An 18,736-nucleotide genomic window follows, 5' to 3' on the forward strand; every position below is an offset into this window, starting at 1 on the left:
ACTTTTGGTGTTCGCCACACTTTAGTAGACACGCACGGTGGCTTCGTCGTCAATTGAGGACGACGGCTTTTACACCACTACTTGAGACTCTAACTATCGCGCGGCGCCCGGACAGCCTCCGCTTCAGCGCGCACCACGCTCGCCGGTTGACATTCGTGTGACGGCAAAGGGCGAACTGTGGCTCAAGGATCATCACCTGTTCTGCCGCCTCGCATGCTGTCCGAAACCTCAGCCCAACAAGAAGCGGGAAGACGCACCACTCGCATCTTCCCGCACACCCTATAAGCCACCTGCAGATTACCCTTGGCGTCGCATGCAACTCGGCAGACCGAAGCCGAGCTCTAGACGCTCTGCAGAGGCAACTTCAACGCAATCAGGCTGCCGCGCGTTCGTCAAGAAGTGAGGTCATCACGTCCTGCTCCAGGAGTGGCTTCATAGGGAACGCGCCGTAAGCGAAGCGGCCCTGCACGGCGCGGTCAACGTTTGCGTCGCCTGAAGGGAATGACATGTCCGTCATGCGTCCTCTAGTTCCTGGGTCGCTTCAGGCTCTCTCCAGATGGCCCGCACCCGTGCAAGGGTACACGGCGCGCACGCCAGAACGCGAGCGAGCTGACACGTGTAAGGACGCACACGCCGTTCTTCAAATGACGAGTTCCAAGCCGACATGGGTCACTAACGATTGACACCGCGGTAGCCCGCCATTCGAGCGGTCAGGACGAGATCGAACAGCCACCAGATGCCGACCGCGAACAGGAGAATGTGGCCGATCACGGTTGACGCGACGAGTCCCCCAACCACGGTGCAGGCGGCCATCAACAGGCCGGTGCCAACGTGGCCGAGATACACGCGATGCACGCCGAGGTATCCCAGGAAAAACCACAAAACGTACGCGAGCGCCACGCTTCTTGGCATTCCGTCCCCCCCATAACCCGACGTACTACATGGCTATGAGGAGGCCGCTTGTCAACTTGCCGGGTGTTCGCAGACTGCGGATCAGCGAGGTGCCGAGGGAGACAGCCGGTTGGCCCAGGTGAGCAGGCGGATCGTCTCCCGATACATCAGGCTCTTGCGCGGCGCGCCAAACACCACGCTGATGAGCACATGTCCGTCCGACGGGCGCTTGACGGCTGTGGCAAGACAGTACATCGCGCGGGAGGTGAAGCCCGTCTTCCCTCCGATGAATTCGCCGATCGCGGCTGGCGGACTGTACAACAGCCGATTGCCGTTGCGGACGGCCTTCCCGGCGATGGTCGCCTGCGGCGTCTGCATGGCGCGCACGATGCGCGGATACGTGATGGCCTTCGCCGTGATCAGGGCGATGTCTTTGGCGGACGTCGCATGAGCATCCGCGTGCAATCCGTTCGGCGTGACGAACCTCGTGTTGGTGCAGCCGATGAGCCGGGCCTCGACGTTCATCATCCGCGCAAACCCTTCCTGCGATCCGCCGATGGTCTCCGCGATGCCGTAGGCGACGTCGTTGGCGCTTTTCATGAGCAGGGCGAGCAGTGCGTCTTCTGCCCGCAACTCCGTGCCAGGGCGGAGACCCAGGCGAACGCGCGGCTGGCGGCTTGCCGCCTCGCTGATGTAGACGGGATCGTCCGGGCGCAGGTGCTGTACGAGGAGGATGGCCGTCATGAGCTTCGTCGTGCTGGCCGGGTACATCGGTTGATCGCCGCGCTTGTCGTACAACCACGTCCGGGCTGTGGCGTCGTACACCACCGCCGCTTTCGCATTGACGGCGGGCGGGCGCACAACTTCTGCCTGCAGCGAGGGCGCGACGAGCGCGGCCATTGCCCACCCGCAGGCGATCACGGCCATCAACAAGCGCCAGAAGGCGCGGCTACGCTGACCCAAAAGCAAAACGACCACCTCTCTCGCGTGTCGTCGCGGATTAAGGTGGACGTTTTCCGGCGATTCTATCCCTCTCGCACACGAGCCCCAGATCAAAGGCCGTGGCCAACATCACGCGGACTGACTTGCGGGTTTTTGCCGCACCTGGACGCGGCGAGCCACGGCCGGATCGAGCGAAAGCGTCTGGCCGCGCACCGTGACGGTGACACCGGCCGCGTACGGTTCAGGCTCGTTGACTTGCACGATCTCGCCCGGGACGAGCCCTGTGCGGTGGAAAAAACGCAGCAACTCGAGGTCTTCCTCGGCCACTTCCACGATGCGGATGACCTCGAGGGGCGTGTTCGGCGGGGCTTCGTCGAGGCCCACACCCTTGGGCACGGCGTGGCCGTTCCCCGGGATGACGTTTCCGTGTGGACACGTGGCCGGATGATGCAGCATCTCGTTCAACTTCGATTCGACGAGCGGCGAGATGCTGCCCTCGAGTCGGGCGGCCTCCACGTGCGCGTCCGCCCAGTCGAGGCCAAGCACATCCGTCAACCAGCGTTCGAGCAAGCGGTGCTTGCGAATGATGGCCTCCGCGCGCTTCTTCCCCTCTTCGGTGAGGACGAGCTCGCGCGTGTCACTCACTTCGACATAGCCCTGCCCGACGAGCCGCTGCAGCGTCTGCGACACAGTCGGCCGGGACACGCCCAGGTAGTCCGCCACACGCGAGGAGAGGACCTGCTCGCCCTCGGAGTGCAGTACATAAATCGCTTCCAGATACGTATCCAAAGCGCTGCCGCTCACGGCGATTCCCCCTTGCCTGCCATCCGGAAGGAGCCCCAAGCCTCTCCGTTCATGCGCAGCACGAGCTCATCTCCGGGGAGCACCGGCCCCACGCCGCTCGGCGTACCCGTGAACACGATGTCGCCGCCTTTAAGCCCGTAGACGTCGAGGCAGTGGAGGATGAGATCCGCGAACGAGAACACCATGTCGGACGGCACGCCCTCCTGCACAACCTGCCCGTTTTTCTCCAGCACAAAGTGCGCACCCTCGACGTCCGCGAAATTGTCGAAGCGGTACAGCCCTGTCACGATGGCGGAGTTGCGAAAGCTCTTCGCAGCCTCCCAGGGGTAGCCCTTCTGCTTCAAGACGGACTGCAGCGCGCGGTCGGTGAGGTCAATCCCGAGCGCCACGCCTCCGACGGCGTCCAACGGCCGATCGCGACGGGGCGTCTCCCGGAGCCAGAGGACGATCTCGAGCTCATGATGCACATCGGAGCGGCCGGCGGGGTACTCCACCTCTCCCACAGCCGGTACGAGCGAATGCGTAAACTTGCCGAAGATCATGGGCGATTCGGGCACCTGATTGCCGAGTTCGGAAGCGTGATCGCGATAATTGCGCCCGACGCAGAAAATGTTGCGAACCTGGTCAGATATCCAGGCTTCAGCATCCATCCACTTGGAAAACCCCATACGGCCGCCAACCTCCGATTCATTGAGTCGCCTCTAGCATACCACAACCGGCGCTGTGAAACGGGCGGCGGAACCTACGTCCCGCCGCCCGCTCAAACCGCGACTTGCACACGCCAATTCAATTAATGCGCCTTTGGCTCGCAATACTGGTTAAACAGGTCCACCAGCTTCTCCGCGACGCGCTCCGGCGTCGAGCCCTCGATGCCGCTGCGGTGAATGACGCCGACGAGTTTCCCATCCTTGAAGAGGAAGAAGGACGGCGAGGAAGGCGGCTCGTTCACAAAGTACTCGCGAGCGCGCGCCGTGGCTTCCTTGTCCTGGCCGGCAAACACGGTCACCAGCCGATCCGGCCTGCGATCATTCTTGAGCGCAAGCGCGACCGCCGGGCGCGCGATGCCGCCCGCGCAGCCACAAACCGAGTTGACCACGACAAAGGTGGTGCCGGTCTTCTTGGCCATCACGGCGTCCACTTCTTCTGGGGTCCGAAGTTCCTGAAAGCCGATGCTCGTCAGCTCGTCGCGCATCGGTTGGATCATCATTTGATAAAAGTCGAGCTCGAGGCTCATCCGCCCCACCTCCTGATCGGTGCAATTCCAAACGTTATTATACTCCTTCTCATCCGCCAATGACAGTTTTGCAAACCCGAGGCGAAAGCCGTGAGGGGACGGGATCGCCTGTTTGCAAGCGCGAACGGGCGTTGGGTATAACAAGGTAGGTATGATTCGTTCGACCAAGGTCGGTACGAGAAATGGGGACTTCAGCCGTGAATGATCGATTTCTCCGCGCCTGCCGGCGCCAACCGGTGGATCGCGTGCCCGTCTGGTTCATGCGCCAAGCGGGCCGGTACGATCCCGAGTACCGCGCCATCCGCCAGTCCTACACCCTGCTCGACATCTGCCGCGAGCCCGAGCTGTGCGCGCGCGTGACGCGCATGCCCGTGGACCAGCTCGGTGTGGACGCCGCCATCCTGTTCTCCGACATCATGGTTCCCATCGGGGCCATGGGCATGCCCTTCTCGCTTCAGGAAAACGTGGGGCCGGTCATGGAACGCCCCCTGCGGAGCGAGGAGGACGTGGAAGGCCTTCGTCTTTTCCACCCCGAGGAAGCTCTGCCCTACGTGCTTGAAACCATCCGCCATCTCGCGACGACGCTGCCCGTTCCCCTGATTGGGTTTGCCGGCGGACCGTTCACGCTCGCCAGTTACATGGTCGAAGGCGGGCCGTCCAGGGACTACGCGCGCACCAAGGCCATGATGCTCGCCCGGCCGGACCTGTGGCATCGGCTCATGGACAAGTTGGCACGAGCCATGGCGGGTTATCTTCGGGCGCAAATTCAGGCCGGCTGTGCCGCCGTCCAAATCTTTGACTCGTGGGTCGGGTCCCTCTCCGTGCACACCTTTCGCGCCCATGTGAAACCGCACATCCAGCAGTTGATGGCAGAGATCGCCGATCTCGGCGCGCCCATCATTTACTTCGGCGTGCAGACCGGCGAGCTGCTCGCCGACTTCGCCGAGGCCGGCGCGACGGTCGTCGGCGTCGACTGGCGGACACCGCTCGACCGCGCACGCAAGCGCGTCGGTGCGTCCGTCGCCCTCCAGGGCAATCTCGATCCCGTCAGCCTGTTTGCGCCCCCTGAGGCGCTGCGCCGCGAGGTGGAAACGGTGCTTCAGCTCGGCTGCCAAAGTCCCGGCTACATCTTCAACCTGGGTCACGGCGTCAAGCCGACCACCGATCTCGCCCAGCTCCAGCGCGTGGTGGAGTGGGTTCACGGGTTTGACCCCATCCCATCCGTCGGGAGCGCCACAAAGGAGGAACTCGCATGACCACGCTCGGCGTCCTCATGATGGCCTACGGAACACCGCGCAACTTGGACGAAGTCGAGGCGTACTACACCGACATCCGCCGCGGCCGCAGGCCCACCCCCGAACAACTGGCCGATCTCGTCCGCCGCTATCAAGCCATCGGCGGCGTCTCGCCGCTCTACGAAATCACCGTGCGCCAGGCCCAGGCGGTCGAACGGGTGCTCAACGGGCAGGGCGGCCGGTTTCGCGTGTACCTCGGCATGAAGCACACCGCGCCGCGCATCGCCGAGGCTGTGGCGGCGATGCATCGCGACGGGATCGACCGCGCCATCGCCATCGTGCTCGCGCCGCACTACTCGGCGCTGAGCGTGGAAACCTACCACGAGCAGGCCCGACCCGCCGCGGAAAAGCTCGGGCTGGAACTGGCCTGCGTGAACCAATGGCACCTCGAACCCCGCTTCCTGGACGCCCTCGCCGCGCGCGTGGAAGAGGCCCTCGCGCGCTGTGAAGACCCCCGGCGCGCCATGGTCATCTTTACCGCGCACTCCCTCCCGGCGCGCATCCTCGAGATGGGCGATCCATACGTGGATCAGCTGCACGAGTCCGGCGAGGCGGTGGCCAAGCGCCTCGGCCTGTCGCATTACACCTTCGGATGGCAGAGCGCCGGCCGCACGGCCGAGCCCTGGCTTGGACCGGATCTGCTCGAGATGCTCCCCACCGTGGCCCAGGACGGTTACCGCGAGGTCGTCGTGTGTTCCCAGGGCTTTGTGGCCGATCACCTCGAGGTCCTCTACGACGTCGACATCGAAGCCAAACAGCACGCCGAGCGCCTCGGCCTCAGGTTGGTGCGCACGCGCCAGATGAATGACGATCCCGACTTCATCCAAGCCGTCGCAGACGTGATCGAGCGCGCCAGGCGCGAACAAGGGTGGTGATGACGTGAGACGCGTTGCAGTCGTCGGTGGCGGGATCACGGGGCTCGCCGCGAGCCTCCGCCTGTTGGCGTCGGGAGAAGAGGTTAACATCTCGTTGTACGAGGCGAGTGATCGACTCGGCGGCCGCGTGCAAACCCTGCGCATCCCCGAGCTCGGCGTCACCGTCGAAGCCGGGCCGGACTCCATGCTCGCGCGCAAGCCCGCTGCATTGAGGCTCATCGAAGAGCTGGGCATGGGCGACGAGGTGGTGTCCACGCGTCCCGAGGCGACCAAGACCTACATCGTCCGGGGCAGCGAACTCTGCCCCCTGCCAAAAGGCTATCTCGGCATTCCGCACGATCCGTCCTGCGTGCATCCGCCCCTCTTGTCCGAGGTCGGGCTTCGCCGCGCGCTCGAGGAGGAACGCCTCCCGTTTGACGTGCCCGAGGGTGACATGGCGCTCGGCGCGTTTCTTCGGGCGAGGCTTGGGGAAGAATGGGTGCGCTTCATCGGCGAGCCGCTCCTTGCCGGCATTTACGCGGGCGACGTCGAGCGGTTGTCGCTCTACGCCACCTGGCCGTCGCTCGTCGATCTCGCCCGCCAGCACGGCAGCTTGGTCGCGGCGAGCCGCGCCCTGGCTCGATCGACGCGCCAGGCGCCGCAGGCCTCTGGCCGGAGCGCGTTTGTGACCGTGCAGGGGGGCTTGGCGTCCTTGACGGATCGCATGGAGGCGCGGATCCGCGAGAGTGGCCGCGCCGAGATACACACGCGGTCGCGGGTCACGGCGCTCACCAGGCGCGGGCACACGTATGAGGTCCACGTGGAGACGGACGCTGGGGAACGCTTCGAGGAACGCGTAGATGGCGTCATCCTGGCGGTGCCGCCCCACGTGGCACGCGACGCCCTGCGTTCGTTGGTCGCCATGCCCGCGGTCGACACGTTTTATCAATCGACGGCGACGGTGGTGATGGTGTATCCGCGCGACGCCTTCGGAGCGGAACTCGAAGAGGCTTCAGGATTCCTCGTCCCGCGCCCTGAGGGATTGACCATCACCGCGACCACCTGGATGTCGAGCAAGTGGCCGCACGTCGCCCCGGACTCGCTCGCCGTGATCCGAGCGTACGTCGGCCGGCGAGGCCAGGACGACGCGCTGTTGCTGCCTGACGACGTGATCGCAGCGCGGGCCGCGGACGAAGTCGGCCGCCTGACCGGTGCGCGAGGAAAGCCATTGTGGGTTCGCGTGACGCGTTTTTCTGAGGCGATGCCGAACTACGGCGTGGGGCACCTCGCCCGCGTGGACGAGGCGGAAGCCGCACTTCGCACGGCTTGTCCCGCCGTCGCCGTCGCGGGGGCTGGATGGCTGGGTGTCGGCCTTCCTGACTGTGTTGAGCAAGGCGAGCGGGCCGCCATGCGGGTGCTTGCCGCGCTTCACGCGTGAGCGCGCCTGCGGAACCGGCGTTCGGGCCCTAGGCGCCTTCCAAGAATGGCGCTCGCTCAGGGGACCGGCGCGAAGCGGTCCCGCAGGCCCTGCGTCGCCAAGAGCACCGTGTGGGTCAGAGCGGCGTCTGCCGCGAGGACAAACCCCTGCGTGTAGGAGATGTAGTCGACGTCGAGCACGTAGGGGTACGACTCGAGCCACTGCTCAAGCGTCGTGGAATGCACCGAGAGCCAGGTGGTCCCGGAATCGCTCGTGCGCATCAGACGCCCGTCCTTGATGGCATACCCGTAGTCGGGCGTGACAAACGCGCAAGGCGCCCCCTCCGCGTTGGCTCTCGCCCCCAGGAGCACGTCGCAGATCTGCCCCGCGTACGAGTCTCCGCCATCCCGCGTGCGGAAGACGACGATGTGCTGCCGCGCGCCATAGGCACCCGTCGTGGTCCAGATGGTCGGAAACGTGACCTCTTGCTCGAGAGCGCGCGGGGCAAAGATGCGCGTGGCTTTCGCGCCGGCTATACCCTTGGGCGCAGCCAAGATCCGCTTTTCAAAGTGCGCCCCGCCATCCCGCGTGTGGTAACTCACGAGCTGTCCATTGGGCAAAATGGCGTACACATCGCCGTCGCGGAGATTCGCCATGACGGCCTGGACCTTGGCGCCAGGAACCAGGCCGGAGATGGTCTGGGCTTCGTCCACGCGAACGGGCGCAACATGCACTCCGGCATCCCAAATCCTGTACACCATCGGAGCACTTGGTCTCCCCGCGGAGGACGGGCGGGACAGCACGACCCAGGCATCCTTGCGGCTCGGCTGGCTCACGCTCGTCACGCAGTACCCTGAGTCGGGCAAATCGGTGGATGCGACCTGCCACTTTTGCCCGCCGTCCGAGGTGGTCAAGCGGAAGAACCGACGGCCGTCCACGCCGTACACGGCGACGGTGTCGAGATCGACCACAGCGACCTGGGGGTTTTCGGCACCGTCGCAGCTCGATTGGCTTGAGAGCCGAAACGAGACCGGGAGAGAGATGGGCTTCCAGGTCACCCCTCGGTCTGTCGTGCGCTCCATCCGGAACTGCCCGCGGACGTAGCCGTAACGGTAGCCCGTCTCGCCGTCGACAAGCCGCACGTGATACCACAGGTTTTTGTGCTGGAGCTCGCTGAGCGAAATGGCGCGAGGCGCACGTCCATACGCTGGTTTGTCGAGCATCGCCGCCGTCTGATCGGGTGGTTTCAGGGCCGACTGCGACTTTGTGAGCTGCGCCCCTTGCCCGTCGCCGCACCCGGCGAGCGCAAGAACGCCACAAAGCGCCGTCCACGCAAATAGGCGCGTTGTCACCTTCATCGTATCCCCCCAAGCTGTGCATCTAGACGTAGGTTGTCATCGTGGGAAGAATCCATACCGAATCCAGACATTGTTTGCTGCCGGCTTGCAGAGTACAATGATCCACGATTGCACAGCGGCATGGGCGGGGGGAAGCGGCATGATTCATTTGACGTGGGCGCACTTGGTCATCCTGGCGGTGGCGGGCTATGTGGCCGCCTTTATCGATTCAACGGTGGGGGGCGGTGGCCTCATTTCACTGCCGGCCTTGTTGTTTGTCGGCCTCCCGCCCTCCGTGGCCCTTGGGACCAACAAGTTCGCGGGCACGATGTCGGCCATCACAAGCTTCACCTCCTATCTTTTATCTGGGAAAGTTCGCCTGAAGCTGGTGGGACCGCTGTTCCCCCTGGGTGTGCTGGCCTCCGCGCTCGGCGCGTACATCGTGCATCAGCTTCCCTCGTCCTTTTTGCGGCCATTCGTGTTGGTGATGCTGCTGATCGTCGCAGGCTACACGCTGTGGAAAAAGGATCTCGGGCTGATTGAATCGGTCCGTCCGCTGACGCCGCGGACGTTCGTTCTCACCGCACTCTTGGCCATCGGCCTTGGGTTTTATGACGGATTCTTCGGGCCGGGGACGGGATCGTTCCTCGTCATGGGTTTTTTGCTGCTCGGCTTTGACTTTCTCGCAGCGAGCGGGAACGCGCGCACCTTGAATCTCGCGAGCAACGCAGGTGCACTTGTCACGTTTATCGCTGTGGGCGCCGTGCAATATGAGGCGGGCCTGGTGCTCGGCCTATCCATGGTGCTCGGGGCGCTCACAGGCTCGCGATTCGCCATTCGCAAGGGCGCTCGTTACGTGCGCCCCATTTTCATTGGCGTCACCTGCTTGGTCATCGCCCAGCAGGTGGCACAGTTGTTTCATATCGGATGAGGCCATCGCGCAAGCAGGCGAACGTGCGCAGGGATGCCAAGTATCACGGGCGTACAAAGAGGAATTTTGCTGAAACGCGTCGAATGGCTCCTTGGAATTCATAAGCACTCATCGTTGTCATTCTGTTCCTCCGACCTGGAACGGATTCCATGGCTTCGGACGACACGGGGCGGTGTCTTTGTGACTCTCGATGCGTTTTCCGGACAGCGCGACGCCCTGACAAACCTGTTGGGACGCGGTCAGTTCCTCTTCGTCGTATCGCAGCGAATGAAGGAAGCTTCGCGCACTGCCATCATCGTGCTGAACCTCGACCGGTTCCGCTTGATCAATGCTCATCTGAGTTTTGCGGATGGAGACGCCATTCTCCGCAACACCGCGCTGCGCATCACCCGCAGGATTCCGGAGACGGGCGTGGCGAGCCGCCTGAGCGCAGACGAGTACGCGGTGGCCCTGTTCGACGACGACGCGGCCAAGGCGGACCACATCGCAGAGCTTCTGAGGGCGGCTGTCGCTGAGCCACACGCTGTCGGCGGCATGGACGTGATCGTCACCGCGAGTGTGGGCGTGGCGGAAGGCGGCACGGACACCCACGCCGACGAGCTCCTGCGCCGGGCGGACGAGGCCATGCGCACGGCCAAGCGGCTGGGTTCGAATCAGGTGCGCCGTGATCGCGGCCTGATGGAGAAGGACGACGGGCTTCCGCCGCTCTTGGTGGAGACCATGCTGAGGCAGGCGTTGCAGAACGGGGAACTCGAAATCCATTATCAGCCGAAGATCCACACGCGGTCCATGCAGGTGGTGGGCGCGGAGGCCCTGTGCCGCTGGACGCACCCGGAACTCGGGCACATTCCGCCACAGGCGTTTATTCCGGTGGCCGAATCGAGTGACCTCATCCTGCCCATCGACGCCTACGTGCTGCGCAAGGTGTGCGAGCAAGGTGCGAGTTGGATGAAGCAGGGATACCGGGTGCGCATCAGTGTGAACGTCTCGAGCCGCCAGTTCATGCAGGACGGCTTTCCGCAGTTGGTGCAGACGTGTTTGGCGGAAACGGGCATGGATCCGCAGCTCATCGAGCTCGAGATTACGGAGCGCACGGCGATGTGCGACGTCGATCGCGCCGTACATGTGCTTCAGGAACTGCGAAAGATCGGCGTGCGCATCGCGCTGGACGATTTCGGCGTGGGCTACTCGTCGCTGAACTACCTCATTCAATTTCCGGTCCACACGCTCAAAATCGACCGCACGTTTACGGCCGGCATCCAGAGCGCTGTCAATCAGACGCCGATCATCGGCGCGATTATCTCCTTGGCCAAGTCGCTCAATCTCAGCGTTGTGGCGGAAGGGGTCGAAACGTTCCAGCAATTTGATTTCCTGCGGGAGAACCGGTGCGACGAGATCCAGGGCTTCCTGTTCGGCGCGCCCGTGCCGCCCTCTTCGTTTCAGCTTTCGGCGTTTGTGGCGAAGCTCCAGCCGCGCGCGCCCCAGCCGGATCGCGTGGGCGAGATTCACACCGAGCCGACGTGGCTGGATCGCCTGTACCTGGACGCCAAGCGCCTTCCCGACTGGCGGCAGCTCGCGTCGTATCTCGCGGACAGCATTGCGCCCCACGTGCCTCTGGACCGCTTGAGCATGGAGTGGTGGCAAGATGGCGCGCCGTTTGTCGATGTGTGCGAGGTGTCGTTGCGCGATGAAATCCCGGCTCGCCCTGTGGGAACACTCGTGCCGGTGAGCTCGAGCGCGGCACCCATGGTCACGCGGGCGGGCGTCGCGATGAATTCGCCGGATATCCTGAGCCGGCCGGAGTTTGACGAAGACGACCGGCTCGCCGCGGACGGCATCCGCTCGGTGCTGCGCGTCCCGCTCGTACACCTCGGCCAACCGTTTGGCATCCTCACGGTGCAATCCGCGCTGGAGCGCGTCTACACGGACGCCGATCGCCAGGTGCTGACGGAGGTGGCGCTGCGGATTGAGGACGTGGCGTGGACGGCCTATCAGCGGGACCGTGCGCTCTATGACGCGCTGTGCGACGCGCGGACGTGCATGTTCCACCGCGCATTTCTCGCAGAGTGGCTTTGTGCGGATGATCCGGTTTGGTTCCTCTCGCGCGCGATGCGTCGGCCCTACCAGCCTTTCACCCACGTGACGGCTTCTGTGTTGCGCGTCGAGCCGATTGCCGAATGGCCGCCCGCCGAGGCGGAGCGAATCGCGCAACAGGTCGGTCATCTGTGGCACACGTACGGCTCGCCCGGCGCCCCGATGATTCGCATGGACGCGGGTGAATTCCTGCTGCTGTCCTTGAACGGAGAGGATGGGTCCTTCATCACCTTTTTGGAGCAATTGCGCGTACACCTGAGGGTGGTGGAAGTGAGGAACACTCGTCTGGGCTCCCCATACGTTTCGGTCGTCATGGGGTGGGGTGAGTGCCGCGACACGTGGCCCAACTTGTGGAGCGCCTACCTCGAGGCGCGCCGTCAGGCCTTGTCGCGCGTGGGCCGCGGGTGATCGCGGCCTAGCGGTGATGCAGCGCGGTGAATGCGTTCACCGCGTGACACCGCGGGCACTGCAACTGAATCGACATCTCCACATAGGGGCCTTTCACGCCGGTCACCGTCACGGTGGCATCGACCTCGTTGCCGTGCGACAGGACGATCCCGCCAAACATGTGACCCGCAAACGGGATGACGTGCCCGCACGCGAAGCACGTGTGATACGCGTGGATTTCACCCTCGTCGGGATCGCGCTCGAACGTGTCGATGAACATTCCGCATCCCCCCTCTGGCGCTAGTGTCACGCACAGTGCCGGCGGGAATGCGCGCCACATCGTACCACACCGCGCACGAGTCGGCGGAACAGGGGCTCGCGGACAGGGGGACCGGGGGCTTTAGAAAAGCCGCTTGCTGTCGAGCAAAATCGTGACCGGTCCGTCGTTGACCAGCTCCACCTGCATCATGGCGCGAAACTGGCCCGTCTCGACCTTGAGCCCCTTCTCGCGAAGGCGGTCGTTGAAGGCGTGGTACAGTCGCCCCGCCACCTCGGGCGGCGCCGCATCCGCATAGCTGGGCCGGCGCCCTTTTCGTGCGTCCCCATACAGGGTGAACTGGCTTACGGACAGGATGGCCCCTCCGACGTCCCGCACGTCGAGGTTCAGCTTTCCGTCCGCGTCAGGGAATACGCGCAGATGAGCGACCTTGTCGGCGAGATACGCGGCATCCTCGTCGCCATCGTCCTTTCCCACGCCGACGAGCACCACCAGGCCAAAGTCGATCTCGCCGACGACGTCACCTTCCACCCGGACCCTGGCCGGGCCGGACCGCTGCACCACCAACCGCATGGGCCATCTCCTTTCTCATTGAATCATCCGCCTCACGCTGTAAATGTCTTTGATCCGCTTCAATCGCTCCACCACCGTCCGCAGATGATCCAGATTGCGGATGCGGATGCTCATGTGAATGTGGGCGATCTTTTTCGCGTCGGCGCGCGCGCTCACAGCCGTGATGTCCGTCTTCGTCTCGGCGACGGCGTTCAACACCTCGTTAACGAGCCCGTGCCGATCCATGGCCGTCACCTCAATTTCCGCGTTGTACGACCACTCTTTATCCGTCGCCCACTCGACCTCGAGCGTCCGCGCCCCGCTCTCCTCCATCGCCGCGACGTTCGGACAATCTCGGCGGTGCACCGACACCCCTCGCCCGCGCGTCACAAAACCGACGATCTCGTCACCCGGCACGGGATGGCAGCAGCGCGCGAACCGGATGAGAATGTTGTCCACCCCGCGCACGCGCACGCCCATCTCGGCTGGCTTCGCCGTACCCTTCTGAATGGTCACGGTCTCCGGCGGCTTCTCCCCTTGAGTGCGCCGGAAAATCTCGATCAGGCGCGTCACCACCTGCGACGGCCCAAGGCCGCCGTATCCGACCGCGGCGAACAAATCGTCTTCCCGCGCGAAGTTGAATTTCTGCAGCACTTCGGCCATGGCCTGCTGCGTCATGAGCTGCTTGACTTCGAATCGCTGCCTGGCGATTTCTCGCTCGATGAGCTCCTTGCCTCGGGCGACGTTTTCTTCTCGCTTTTCTCTCTTAAACCATTGCCGGATCTTGCTTTTCGCCTGGGACGTCTGCACAATTTTCAACCAGTCCCAGCTCGGCCCGTACGAATGTTTGCTGGTGATGATCTCGACGATATCCCCGGTGCGCAACCGGTAGTCGAGCGGCACCATCTTGCCATTCACCTTCGCGCCGATACAATGGTTGCCGATGTCCGTGTGAATGCGGTACGCGAAGTCGATGGGCACGGATCCCGCAGGCAGCTCGATGACGTCTCCCTTTGGCGTGAAGACGAAGACCTGATCCGAAAACAGATCGATTTTGAGCGTCTCCATGAACTCCTGGGCGTCGCGGAAGTCCTGCTGCCACTCGAGAACTTCGCGAAACCAGGCGAGCTTTTTGGCAAAATCGTCCTCCACGCGCTTCGAGCCAGATTCCTTATACACCCAGTGGGCCGCGATGCCGTATTCCGCGGTCTGATGCATCTCCCAGGTGCGAATCTGAATCTCGAGCGGCTCGCCGTTCGGGCCAATCACCGTGGTGTGAAGGCTCTGATACATGTTCGCCTTCGGCATCGCGATGTAGTCCTTGAATCGCCCAGGCATCGGCTTCCACATGGTGTGCACCACGCCGAGCGCCCCATAACAATCCTTGATGCTTTCCACGATGATGCGGATGGCGAAAAGGTCGTAAATTTCGTTAAACTCCTTATGCTGGGTGACCATCTTGCGGTAAATGCTGTAGATGTGCTTGGCGCGCCCGCTCACGTCGGCCTTCAAATGGAGTTCCGCGAGCTTCTCGCGCAAAACCGCCATCACGCCCTCAATGTATTGTTCTCGCTCCTGCCGCTTCCGAGCCATGAGGTTGACAATGCGATAGTACTGTTGGGGATTCAGATAACGGAGCGAGAGGTCCTCGAGTTCCCACTTGATGGTGTTAATGCCGAGACGGTGTGCAAGAGGCGCGAAAATCTCCAGCGTCTCACGAGCCTTGCGAATCTGCGTCTCGGGACTTTGATACTTCAGCGTGCGCATGTTGTGTAGGCGATCAGCCAACTTGATAATGAGAACCCGAATGTCGCGCGCCATCGCCATGAACATCTTGCGCAAATTTTCCGCCTGCTGCTCCTCGCGCGAGTCGAACTTGATGCGCTTTAACTTCGTGACTCCGTCCACCAGACTCGCGACTTCCGTGCCGAACGTCTGCACGAGGGCCGAGTCGCTCACCGACGTGTCCTCCACCACGTCGTGCAACAGCCCGGCCATGATCGCCGCAGCGTCGAGGCGAAGGTCGGCGAGGATGTAGGCGACGGCGAGCGGATGACTGATGTACGGCTCGCCAGACAGCCGCGTCTGCCCTTGGTGCGCCTTATACGCAAACTCGTACGCGCGGCGCACCGCGGCGATGTCTTCCGGGCTCATATACGACTCCAGCTTCTGGCACAAACCATCAATGGTCTTTTCTTCCGTCTCGACAGCCACAGCCGCTCACCTCCTTCCAGCTCTCTCAGTCGTCAAACTGAACGAGCGTGTACACGGGTATATCGCCAAGCCTATCACGGCCGCGAAGGGGTTTCAATTCGATAAGGAAGGCCGCGCCGACGACCACGCCGCCAAGCTTCTCGACGAGGTCCATCGTCGCTCGCATCGTCCCTCCGGTCGCCAACAAATCGTCGGCCACCACCACCCGCTGGCCCGGGCGAATCGCGTCGGCGTGAATTTCCAAACGGTCTGTGCCGTACTCGAGCGCGTATTCGACACTCACCGTCTTATACGGCAGTTTGCCCGGTTTGCGCACCGGCACAAACCCAAGGCCAAGCGTGACCGCGAGCGGTGCGCCGACGACGTATCCGCGCGCCTCCGGTCCCACAATCAACTCCGGCTGCCACGCGCGAGCTGCGGCCGCGATTGCGGCAATCGCGTCTCGGTACACCGGTCCGTTGCCCAAAAGCGGCGTGATGTCCCGAAACAGAATCCCCTGCTTTGGGAAATCTGGGATGTCTCGAATCCACGTCCGGTAATGATCGTTCAATTCGTTCTCTCCTCTTCCGCGCGTTCAATTGGCCCTGTCGCCAATCGGCCGCAGGGATTGACGCACCAGCGCCTGATACGCAAGCGAATCCCGCAGATCGCGCTTTGGGCTTGCAATCACATGATACAAGCCACCTTCGCAGGCGGCAAATCCAAGTTCGACAAAGGTCGCCAGAATCGCAGGAAGCAAAGAGGCGAGATCGCCCGAGACGGCGGTCACGCGCTCGCGCAGGGCGTCGAGGGTGCATGGGCCCTCGCGCAGCGCCCTGAACACCCGTGCGAACGCCTCCCTCGATACGGCCCGCGGCACCTGGTAGCCGCGCTCGATGCGAAGTTGGGGGCGAACCGCCCCGCGCCAGGCGTTCGGGACAAGCTCCGCGACAAAGGCCCACAGTCCGCCCTGGGCGCCGGGGAAAGGCTGTGGCGCGCGAAACCAGACGGCTTCTTGGCGCGCATCTCCCTCGGCCAGCGTCAGTCTGAGGTGCTCGCCGCTCGCCATCGGCTGACATTTCACGATCTCGACCGGTCCCACGAAGAACCGGAACGGCTCGTGCTCGGGTCCAAAGGGCGCGAGCCGCTCAAGCCAAGCGAGCAGCTCGTCCGCGGGCTCGGACAGCATCAAATAGTCGTCGGCCATGGGCACGGGCGACCTCTGCTCGCTGCCCGCTTCGCGCGCGGCGGACGCAGCCGCAACCAACGCCGCGCGAAAGCCGGCAAGCCGCGACGCCTCCAGCCCACATCCCACCGCGGCGTCGTGTCCCCCAAAGTGGTCCATCCAATCCGCGCATTGCTCCAAGAGGCCGAGCATGGACACGCCGCCCGGCGCTCGGCCCGACCCCCGCAGCATGCCGTCGCCCAGATCCGCAAGCGCGATGGCCGGTACATCGAACGTTTGAGCCAGCCGAGCGGCCACCAGCCCGACCACGCCGAGCGGCCAAGCGCCCGCGATCACGATGGCCGGTGGATGGGGACGACCTTCCTGTTCCACGAGGCGCACCGCCTCGGCGAAGGCCTCGTCCACGGCGGTTTTGCGCGCGGCGTTCAGTGTCTCGATGTCTTCGACAAGCTGCCTGGCTTCCGCCTCGTCGTCGGATCGCAACAGGCGATAGGCCACATCGGCGTGTGCCATCCGGCCTGCCGCGTTCAACCTGGGCACGAGGCGCCAAGACACATCGGACGCCCCCAAGGACGCTGGATTCACGCGAGCACTTCTGCAGAGCACCCGCCAACCTGTGGTCCCGCCTGTCGACAGCGCCTCCATGCCTTCGCGTACAAGCCTCCGGTTTTCCCCCACGAGGGGCATCATGTCGGCCAGCGTGCCGAGCGCCGCGAGGCCGAGGAGCCAACCTCGCAGGGCGCGGTCGGTTCCGCGTCCCGCGCGGTCCAGCAGATGCGAAGCGAGCTTCCACGCCACAAATGCCCCGCAGCCCCGCTTGGCCGAGGCCGGATCGCGATGGCGGGTGTAGTGCAGCACCGGGACGCGCTCGGGCAAGCGCTCGTCACCCGGCTCGTGGTGATCGGTGACGATCACGTCGAGGCCCGCTTCCAACGCGGCCACCACAGCTTCACGGGCGCGTATGCCGTTGTCCACGGTGACGATGAGTCTGGCGCCTGCCCGCTTCGCCGTCTCCAATAAACGAAGAGAGAATCCGTAGCCATCGGAAACGCGTTCGGGAATGTGGCAGGTCACCACCGCGCCAAGCGCTTCGAGTGCGGTCGTGAGAATCACCGCCGAACTCACGCCGTCCACGTCGTAATCGCCGATGATCGCGATCCTCTCACGCTCACGCACGGCGCGCGTGATGCGCTCACAGGCTCGCTCCATGTCGGTGAAGTCCAGCGGATGACTCCACGGCGTGTCCACCGTGAGCAAGCGGCGAACGGCGTCGGGATCGCGATAACCTCGTGCAGCGAGGAGGCGGGCGACGCGGAGCGGCATGCCGAGGGCGGCGGACAGCCGCCCGGCGACATCGGTCACGGCCGCAGCCCGCCAGAGCGCTTCCTTCATCCCCGGCGCCCCCTCTCACGATCGTGATGTCGCTCACGCGGGTCAAACGGGTTCACGTGAACGAACACGTCCTGGACGCGATCGAACTTCTCACGCAGTCGGTCTCGGACGGCGGCGGCGATGTCATGACCGGCGAGCACCGTGATGTCGGCATCGACGGCAATTTCGATGTCGACGATCACGTACTGGCCGTGATCGCGCACGCGGAGGTCGTCGATGGCCCGGACTCCGGGCACGCGCATGACCTCTCGCCGGTACGGCTGAAGGGCCTCTTCGGCCAAGACCACCCGGTCCATGAGGATTTCCAGGGCCTCCTTCGCGATTTCGATGGCCATCTTGAGGACCAGGGCGGCCACGAAAATCCCGGCCGCGGCGTCGGTGTACATCAGCCATCGGATGCCGAACCGCTGCCCGACAACCGCGAGCACGATGCCGATGAGGGCGGCGAGCGACGAATAGACGTCCGCCCGATGGTCGGATGCCTGCGCCAACAGGCTTTTCGACTGGAGCCGCTTGCCGAGCCTGACGTTATAGCGGTACAGCACCTCTTTGACAACCACGGCGATGAACGCCATGACGGCCGCAACCCACTCCGGCGCGCGAGGGCTGTGAAAAAAGGAGGACACCGACGAGTAAAACACCTCGATGGCCGCCGCAATCAGCAGGACGCTCACGCAGATCGAGGCGATGAGTTCCGCCTTCCCGTGTCCGTACGGGTGGTCCTCGTCCGGAGGCTTGCGGGCAATGCGCAGGCCGACGATGACCGCGACGGAGCCAATGAGATCGGACACCGAGTGTACGGCATCGGCAATCAGTGCCTCGCTGTGCGCCATGATGCCGATGATGCCCTTGGCAAACGCCAGAAGGACATTCAAGACGGCGTTCACGTAGCTCAGCACGGAACCCCGCCGGTCAAGCTGATTGGTCACGAGCCATCACCATCGAATCCT

General features: G+C 63.9%; 17 protein-coding genes. 5 read left to right on the forward strand and 12 right to left on the reverse strand.

Annotation, left to right across the window (positions count from 1 at the left end):
• Positions 1 to 672: 672 nt before the first annotated feature.
• The 5 genes from BW934_RS12435 to BW934_RS12455 all read right to left on the reverse strand — a co-directional run bounded on the left by BW934_RS12435 (position 673) and on the right by BW934_RS12455 (position 3,871).
• Positions 673 to 912: a TM2 domain-containing protein gene (locus BW934_RS12435; RefSeq protein ID WP_076348600.1), complete on the reverse strand. Its 240-nt coding sequence runs from the start codon at positions 910 to 912 to the stop codon at positions 673 to 675.
• A gap of 81 nt (positions 913 to 993) precedes the next feature.
• Entirely contained in the window at positions 994 to 1,854 is an 861-nt protein-coding gene (locus BW934_RS12440) for a D-alanyl-D-alanine carboxypeptidase family protein (RefSeq protein WP_234969790.1), read from the reverse strand.
• Between the two features lie 108 nt (positions 1,855 to 1,962).
• A complete protein-coding gene (locus tag BW934_RS12445) occupies positions 1,963 to 2,637 on the reverse strand; it encodes a metal-dependent transcriptional regulator (protein WP_076348602.1) in 675 nt (224 codons plus the stop codon).
• Positions 2,634 to 3,305 carry a fumarylacetoacetate hydrolase family protein gene (locus BW934_RS12450; protein WP_076348604.1) on the reverse strand — a complete coding sequence of 224 codons (672 nt, stop codon included), beginning with the start codon at positions 3,303 to 3,305 and terminating at the stop codon, positions 2,634 to 2,636. Before BW934_RS12450 ends, BW934_RS12445 begins: the two co-directional genes overlap by 4 nt.
• Positions 3,306 to 3,427: 122 nt before the next feature.
• Positions 3,428 to 3,871, reverse strand: a complete 444-nt coding sequence (locus BW934_RS12455) for a BrxA/BrxB family bacilliredoxin (RefSeq protein WP_076348606.1) — start codon at positions 3,869 to 3,871, stop codon at positions 3,428 to 3,430.
• Positions 3,872 to 4,068: 197 nt separating this feature from the next.
• Between BW934_RS12455 and hemE the strand changes: the two genes are divergently transcribed.
• Genes hemE through hemG form a run of 3 tightly spaced genes read left to right on the forward strand, consistent with a single transcriptional unit; the run spans position 4,069 to position 7,458 of the window.
• The gene (gene hemE / locus BW934_RS12460; protein WP_407639963.1) at positions 4,069 to 5,127 is read left to right on the forward strand and encodes a uroporphyrinogen decarboxylase; all 1,059 of its coding nucleotides are present in this window, start codon (positions 4,069 to 4,071) and stop codon (positions 5,125 to 5,127) included.
• On the forward strand, positions 5,124 to 6,041 hold the full coding sequence (hemH, locus tag BW934_RS12465; RefSeq protein ID WP_076348610.1) for a ferrochelatase: 918 nt from the start codon (positions 5,124 to 5,126) through the stop codon (positions 6,039 to 6,041). The genes hemE and hemH overlap by 4 nt, the downstream gene beginning before the upstream one ends.
• 4 nt (positions 6,042 to 6,045) lie before the next feature.
• Positions 6,046 to 7,458: a protoporphyrinogen oxidase gene (gene hemG / locus BW934_RS12470; protein ID WP_076348612.1), complete on the forward strand. Its 1,413-nt coding sequence runs from the start codon at positions 6,046 to 6,048 to the stop codon at positions 7,456 to 7,458.
• Positions 7,459 to 7,514: 56 nt separating this feature from the next.
• On the opposite strand, the gene BW934_RS12475 is transcribed toward hemG, so the two are convergent.
• Entirely contained in the window at positions 7,515 to 8,795 is a 1,281-nt protein-coding gene (locus BW934_RS12475) for a beta propeller repeat protein (protein ID WP_076348614.1), read from the reverse strand.
• Between the two features lie 139 nt (positions 8,796 to 8,934).
• On the opposite strand from BW934_RS12475, the gene BW934_RS12480 reads away from it, so the two are divergent.
• Together BW934_RS12480 and BW934_RS12485 are read left to right on the forward strand one after the other, a co-directional pair.
• Complete coding sequence (locus BW934_RS12480) at positions 8,935 to 9,705, forward strand: sulfite exporter TauE/SafE family protein (RefSeq protein WP_076348616.1); 771 nt, start codon at positions 8,935 to 8,937, stop codon at positions 9,703 to 9,705.
• A 180-nt stretch (positions 9,706 to 9,885) separates the two neighbouring features.
• Positions 9,886 to 12,207 carry an EAL domain-containing protein gene (locus BW934_RS12485; RefSeq protein ID WP_076348780.1) on the forward strand — a complete coding sequence of 774 codons (2,322 nt, stop codon included), beginning with the start codon at positions 9,886 to 9,888 and terminating at the stop codon, positions 12,205 to 12,207.
• Positions 12,208 to 12,214: 7 nt separating this feature from the next.
• Here BW934_RS12485 and BW934_RS12490 read toward each other — a convergent pair whose 3' ends face one another.
• From BW934_RS12490 to BW934_RS12515, 6 genes are all read right to left on the reverse strand, one after another.
• The gene (locus tag BW934_RS12490) at positions 12,215 to 12,466 is read right to left on the reverse strand and encodes a hypothetical protein (RefSeq protein WP_076348618.1); all 252 of its coding nucleotides are present in this window, start codon (positions 12,464 to 12,466) and stop codon (positions 12,215 to 12,217) included.
• 120 nt (positions 12,467 to 12,586) lie between these two features.
• The gene (gene dtd / locus BW934_RS12495) at positions 12,587 to 13,036 is read right to left on the reverse strand and encodes a D-aminoacyl-tRNA deacylase (protein ID WP_076348620.1); all 450 of its coding nucleotides are present in this window, start codon (positions 13,034 to 13,036) and stop codon (positions 12,587 to 12,589) included.
• Between the two features lie 15 nt (positions 13,037 to 13,051).
• A complete protein-coding gene (locus BW934_RS12500; protein ID WP_076348622.1) occupies positions 13,052 to 15,229 on the reverse strand; it encodes a RelA/SpoT family protein in 2,178 nt (725 codons plus the stop codon).
• A 25-nt stretch (positions 15,230 to 15,254) separates the two neighbouring features.
• Positions 15,255 to 15,779 (reverse strand): adenine phosphoribosyltransferase, encoded by a 525-nt coding sequence (locus BW934_RS12505; RefSeq protein ID WP_076348624.1) that lies wholly within the window; start codon positions 15,777 to 15,779, stop codon positions 15,255 to 15,257.
• Between the two features lie 24 nt (positions 15,780 to 15,803).
• Entirely contained in the window at positions 15,804 to 17,786 is a 1,983-nt protein-coding gene (gene recJ / locus BW934_RS12510) for a single-stranded-DNA-specific exonuclease RecJ (protein ID WP_234969791.1), read from the reverse strand.
• Positions 17,783 to 18,715 (reverse strand): cation diffusion facilitator family transporter, encoded by a 933-nt coding sequence (locus BW934_RS12515; protein ID WP_076348626.1) that lies wholly within the window; start codon positions 18,713 to 18,715, stop codon positions 17,783 to 17,785. The genes recJ and BW934_RS12515 overlap by 4 nt, the downstream gene beginning before the upstream one ends.
• Between the last annotated feature and the right edge of the window lie 21 nt (positions 18,716 to 18,736).

Source organism: Alicyclobacillus vulcanalis, from assembly GCF_900156755.1.
GTDB classification, from domain to species: domain Bacteria; phylum Bacillota; class Bacilli; order Alicyclobacillales; family Alicyclobacillaceae; genus Alicyclobacillus; species Alicyclobacillus vulcanalis.

Coding starts and splice junctions, on each gene's coding strand:
- BW934_RS12435 (WP_076348600.1), bottom strand. CDS start 912: ATGCCAAGAAGCGTGGCGCTCGCGTACGTTTTGTGGTTTTTCCTGGGA.
- BW934_RS12450 (WP_076348604.1), bottom strand. CDS start 3,305: ATGGGGTTTTCCAAGTGGATGGATGCTGAAGCCTGGATATCTGACCAG.
- BW934_RS12455 (WP_076348606.1), bottom strand. CDS start 3,871: ATGAGCCTCGAGCTCGACTTTTATCAAATGATGATCCAACCGATGCGC.
- hemH (WP_076348610.1), top strand. CDS start 5,124: ATGACCACGCTCGGCGTCCTCATGATGGCCTACGGAACACCGCGCAAC.
- BW934_RS12475 (WP_076348614.1), bottom strand. CDS start 8,795: ATGAAGGTGACAACGCGCCTATTTGCGTGGACGGCGCTTTGTGGCGTT.
- BW934_RS12480 (WP_076348616.1), top strand. CDS start 8,935: ATGATTCATTTGACGTGGGCGCACTTGGTCATCCTGGCGGTGGCGGGC.
- BW934_RS12490 (WP_076348618.1), bottom strand. CDS start 12,466: ATGTTCATCGACACGTTCGAGCGCGATCCCGACGAGGGTGAAATCCAC.
- dtd (WP_076348620.1), bottom strand. CDS start 13,036: ATGCGGTTGGTGGTGCAGCGGTCCGGCCCGGCCAGGGTCCGGGTGGAA.
- recJ (WP_234969791.1), bottom strand. CDS start 17,786: ATGAAGGAAGCGCTCTGGCGGGCTGCGGCCGTGACCGATGTCGCCGGG.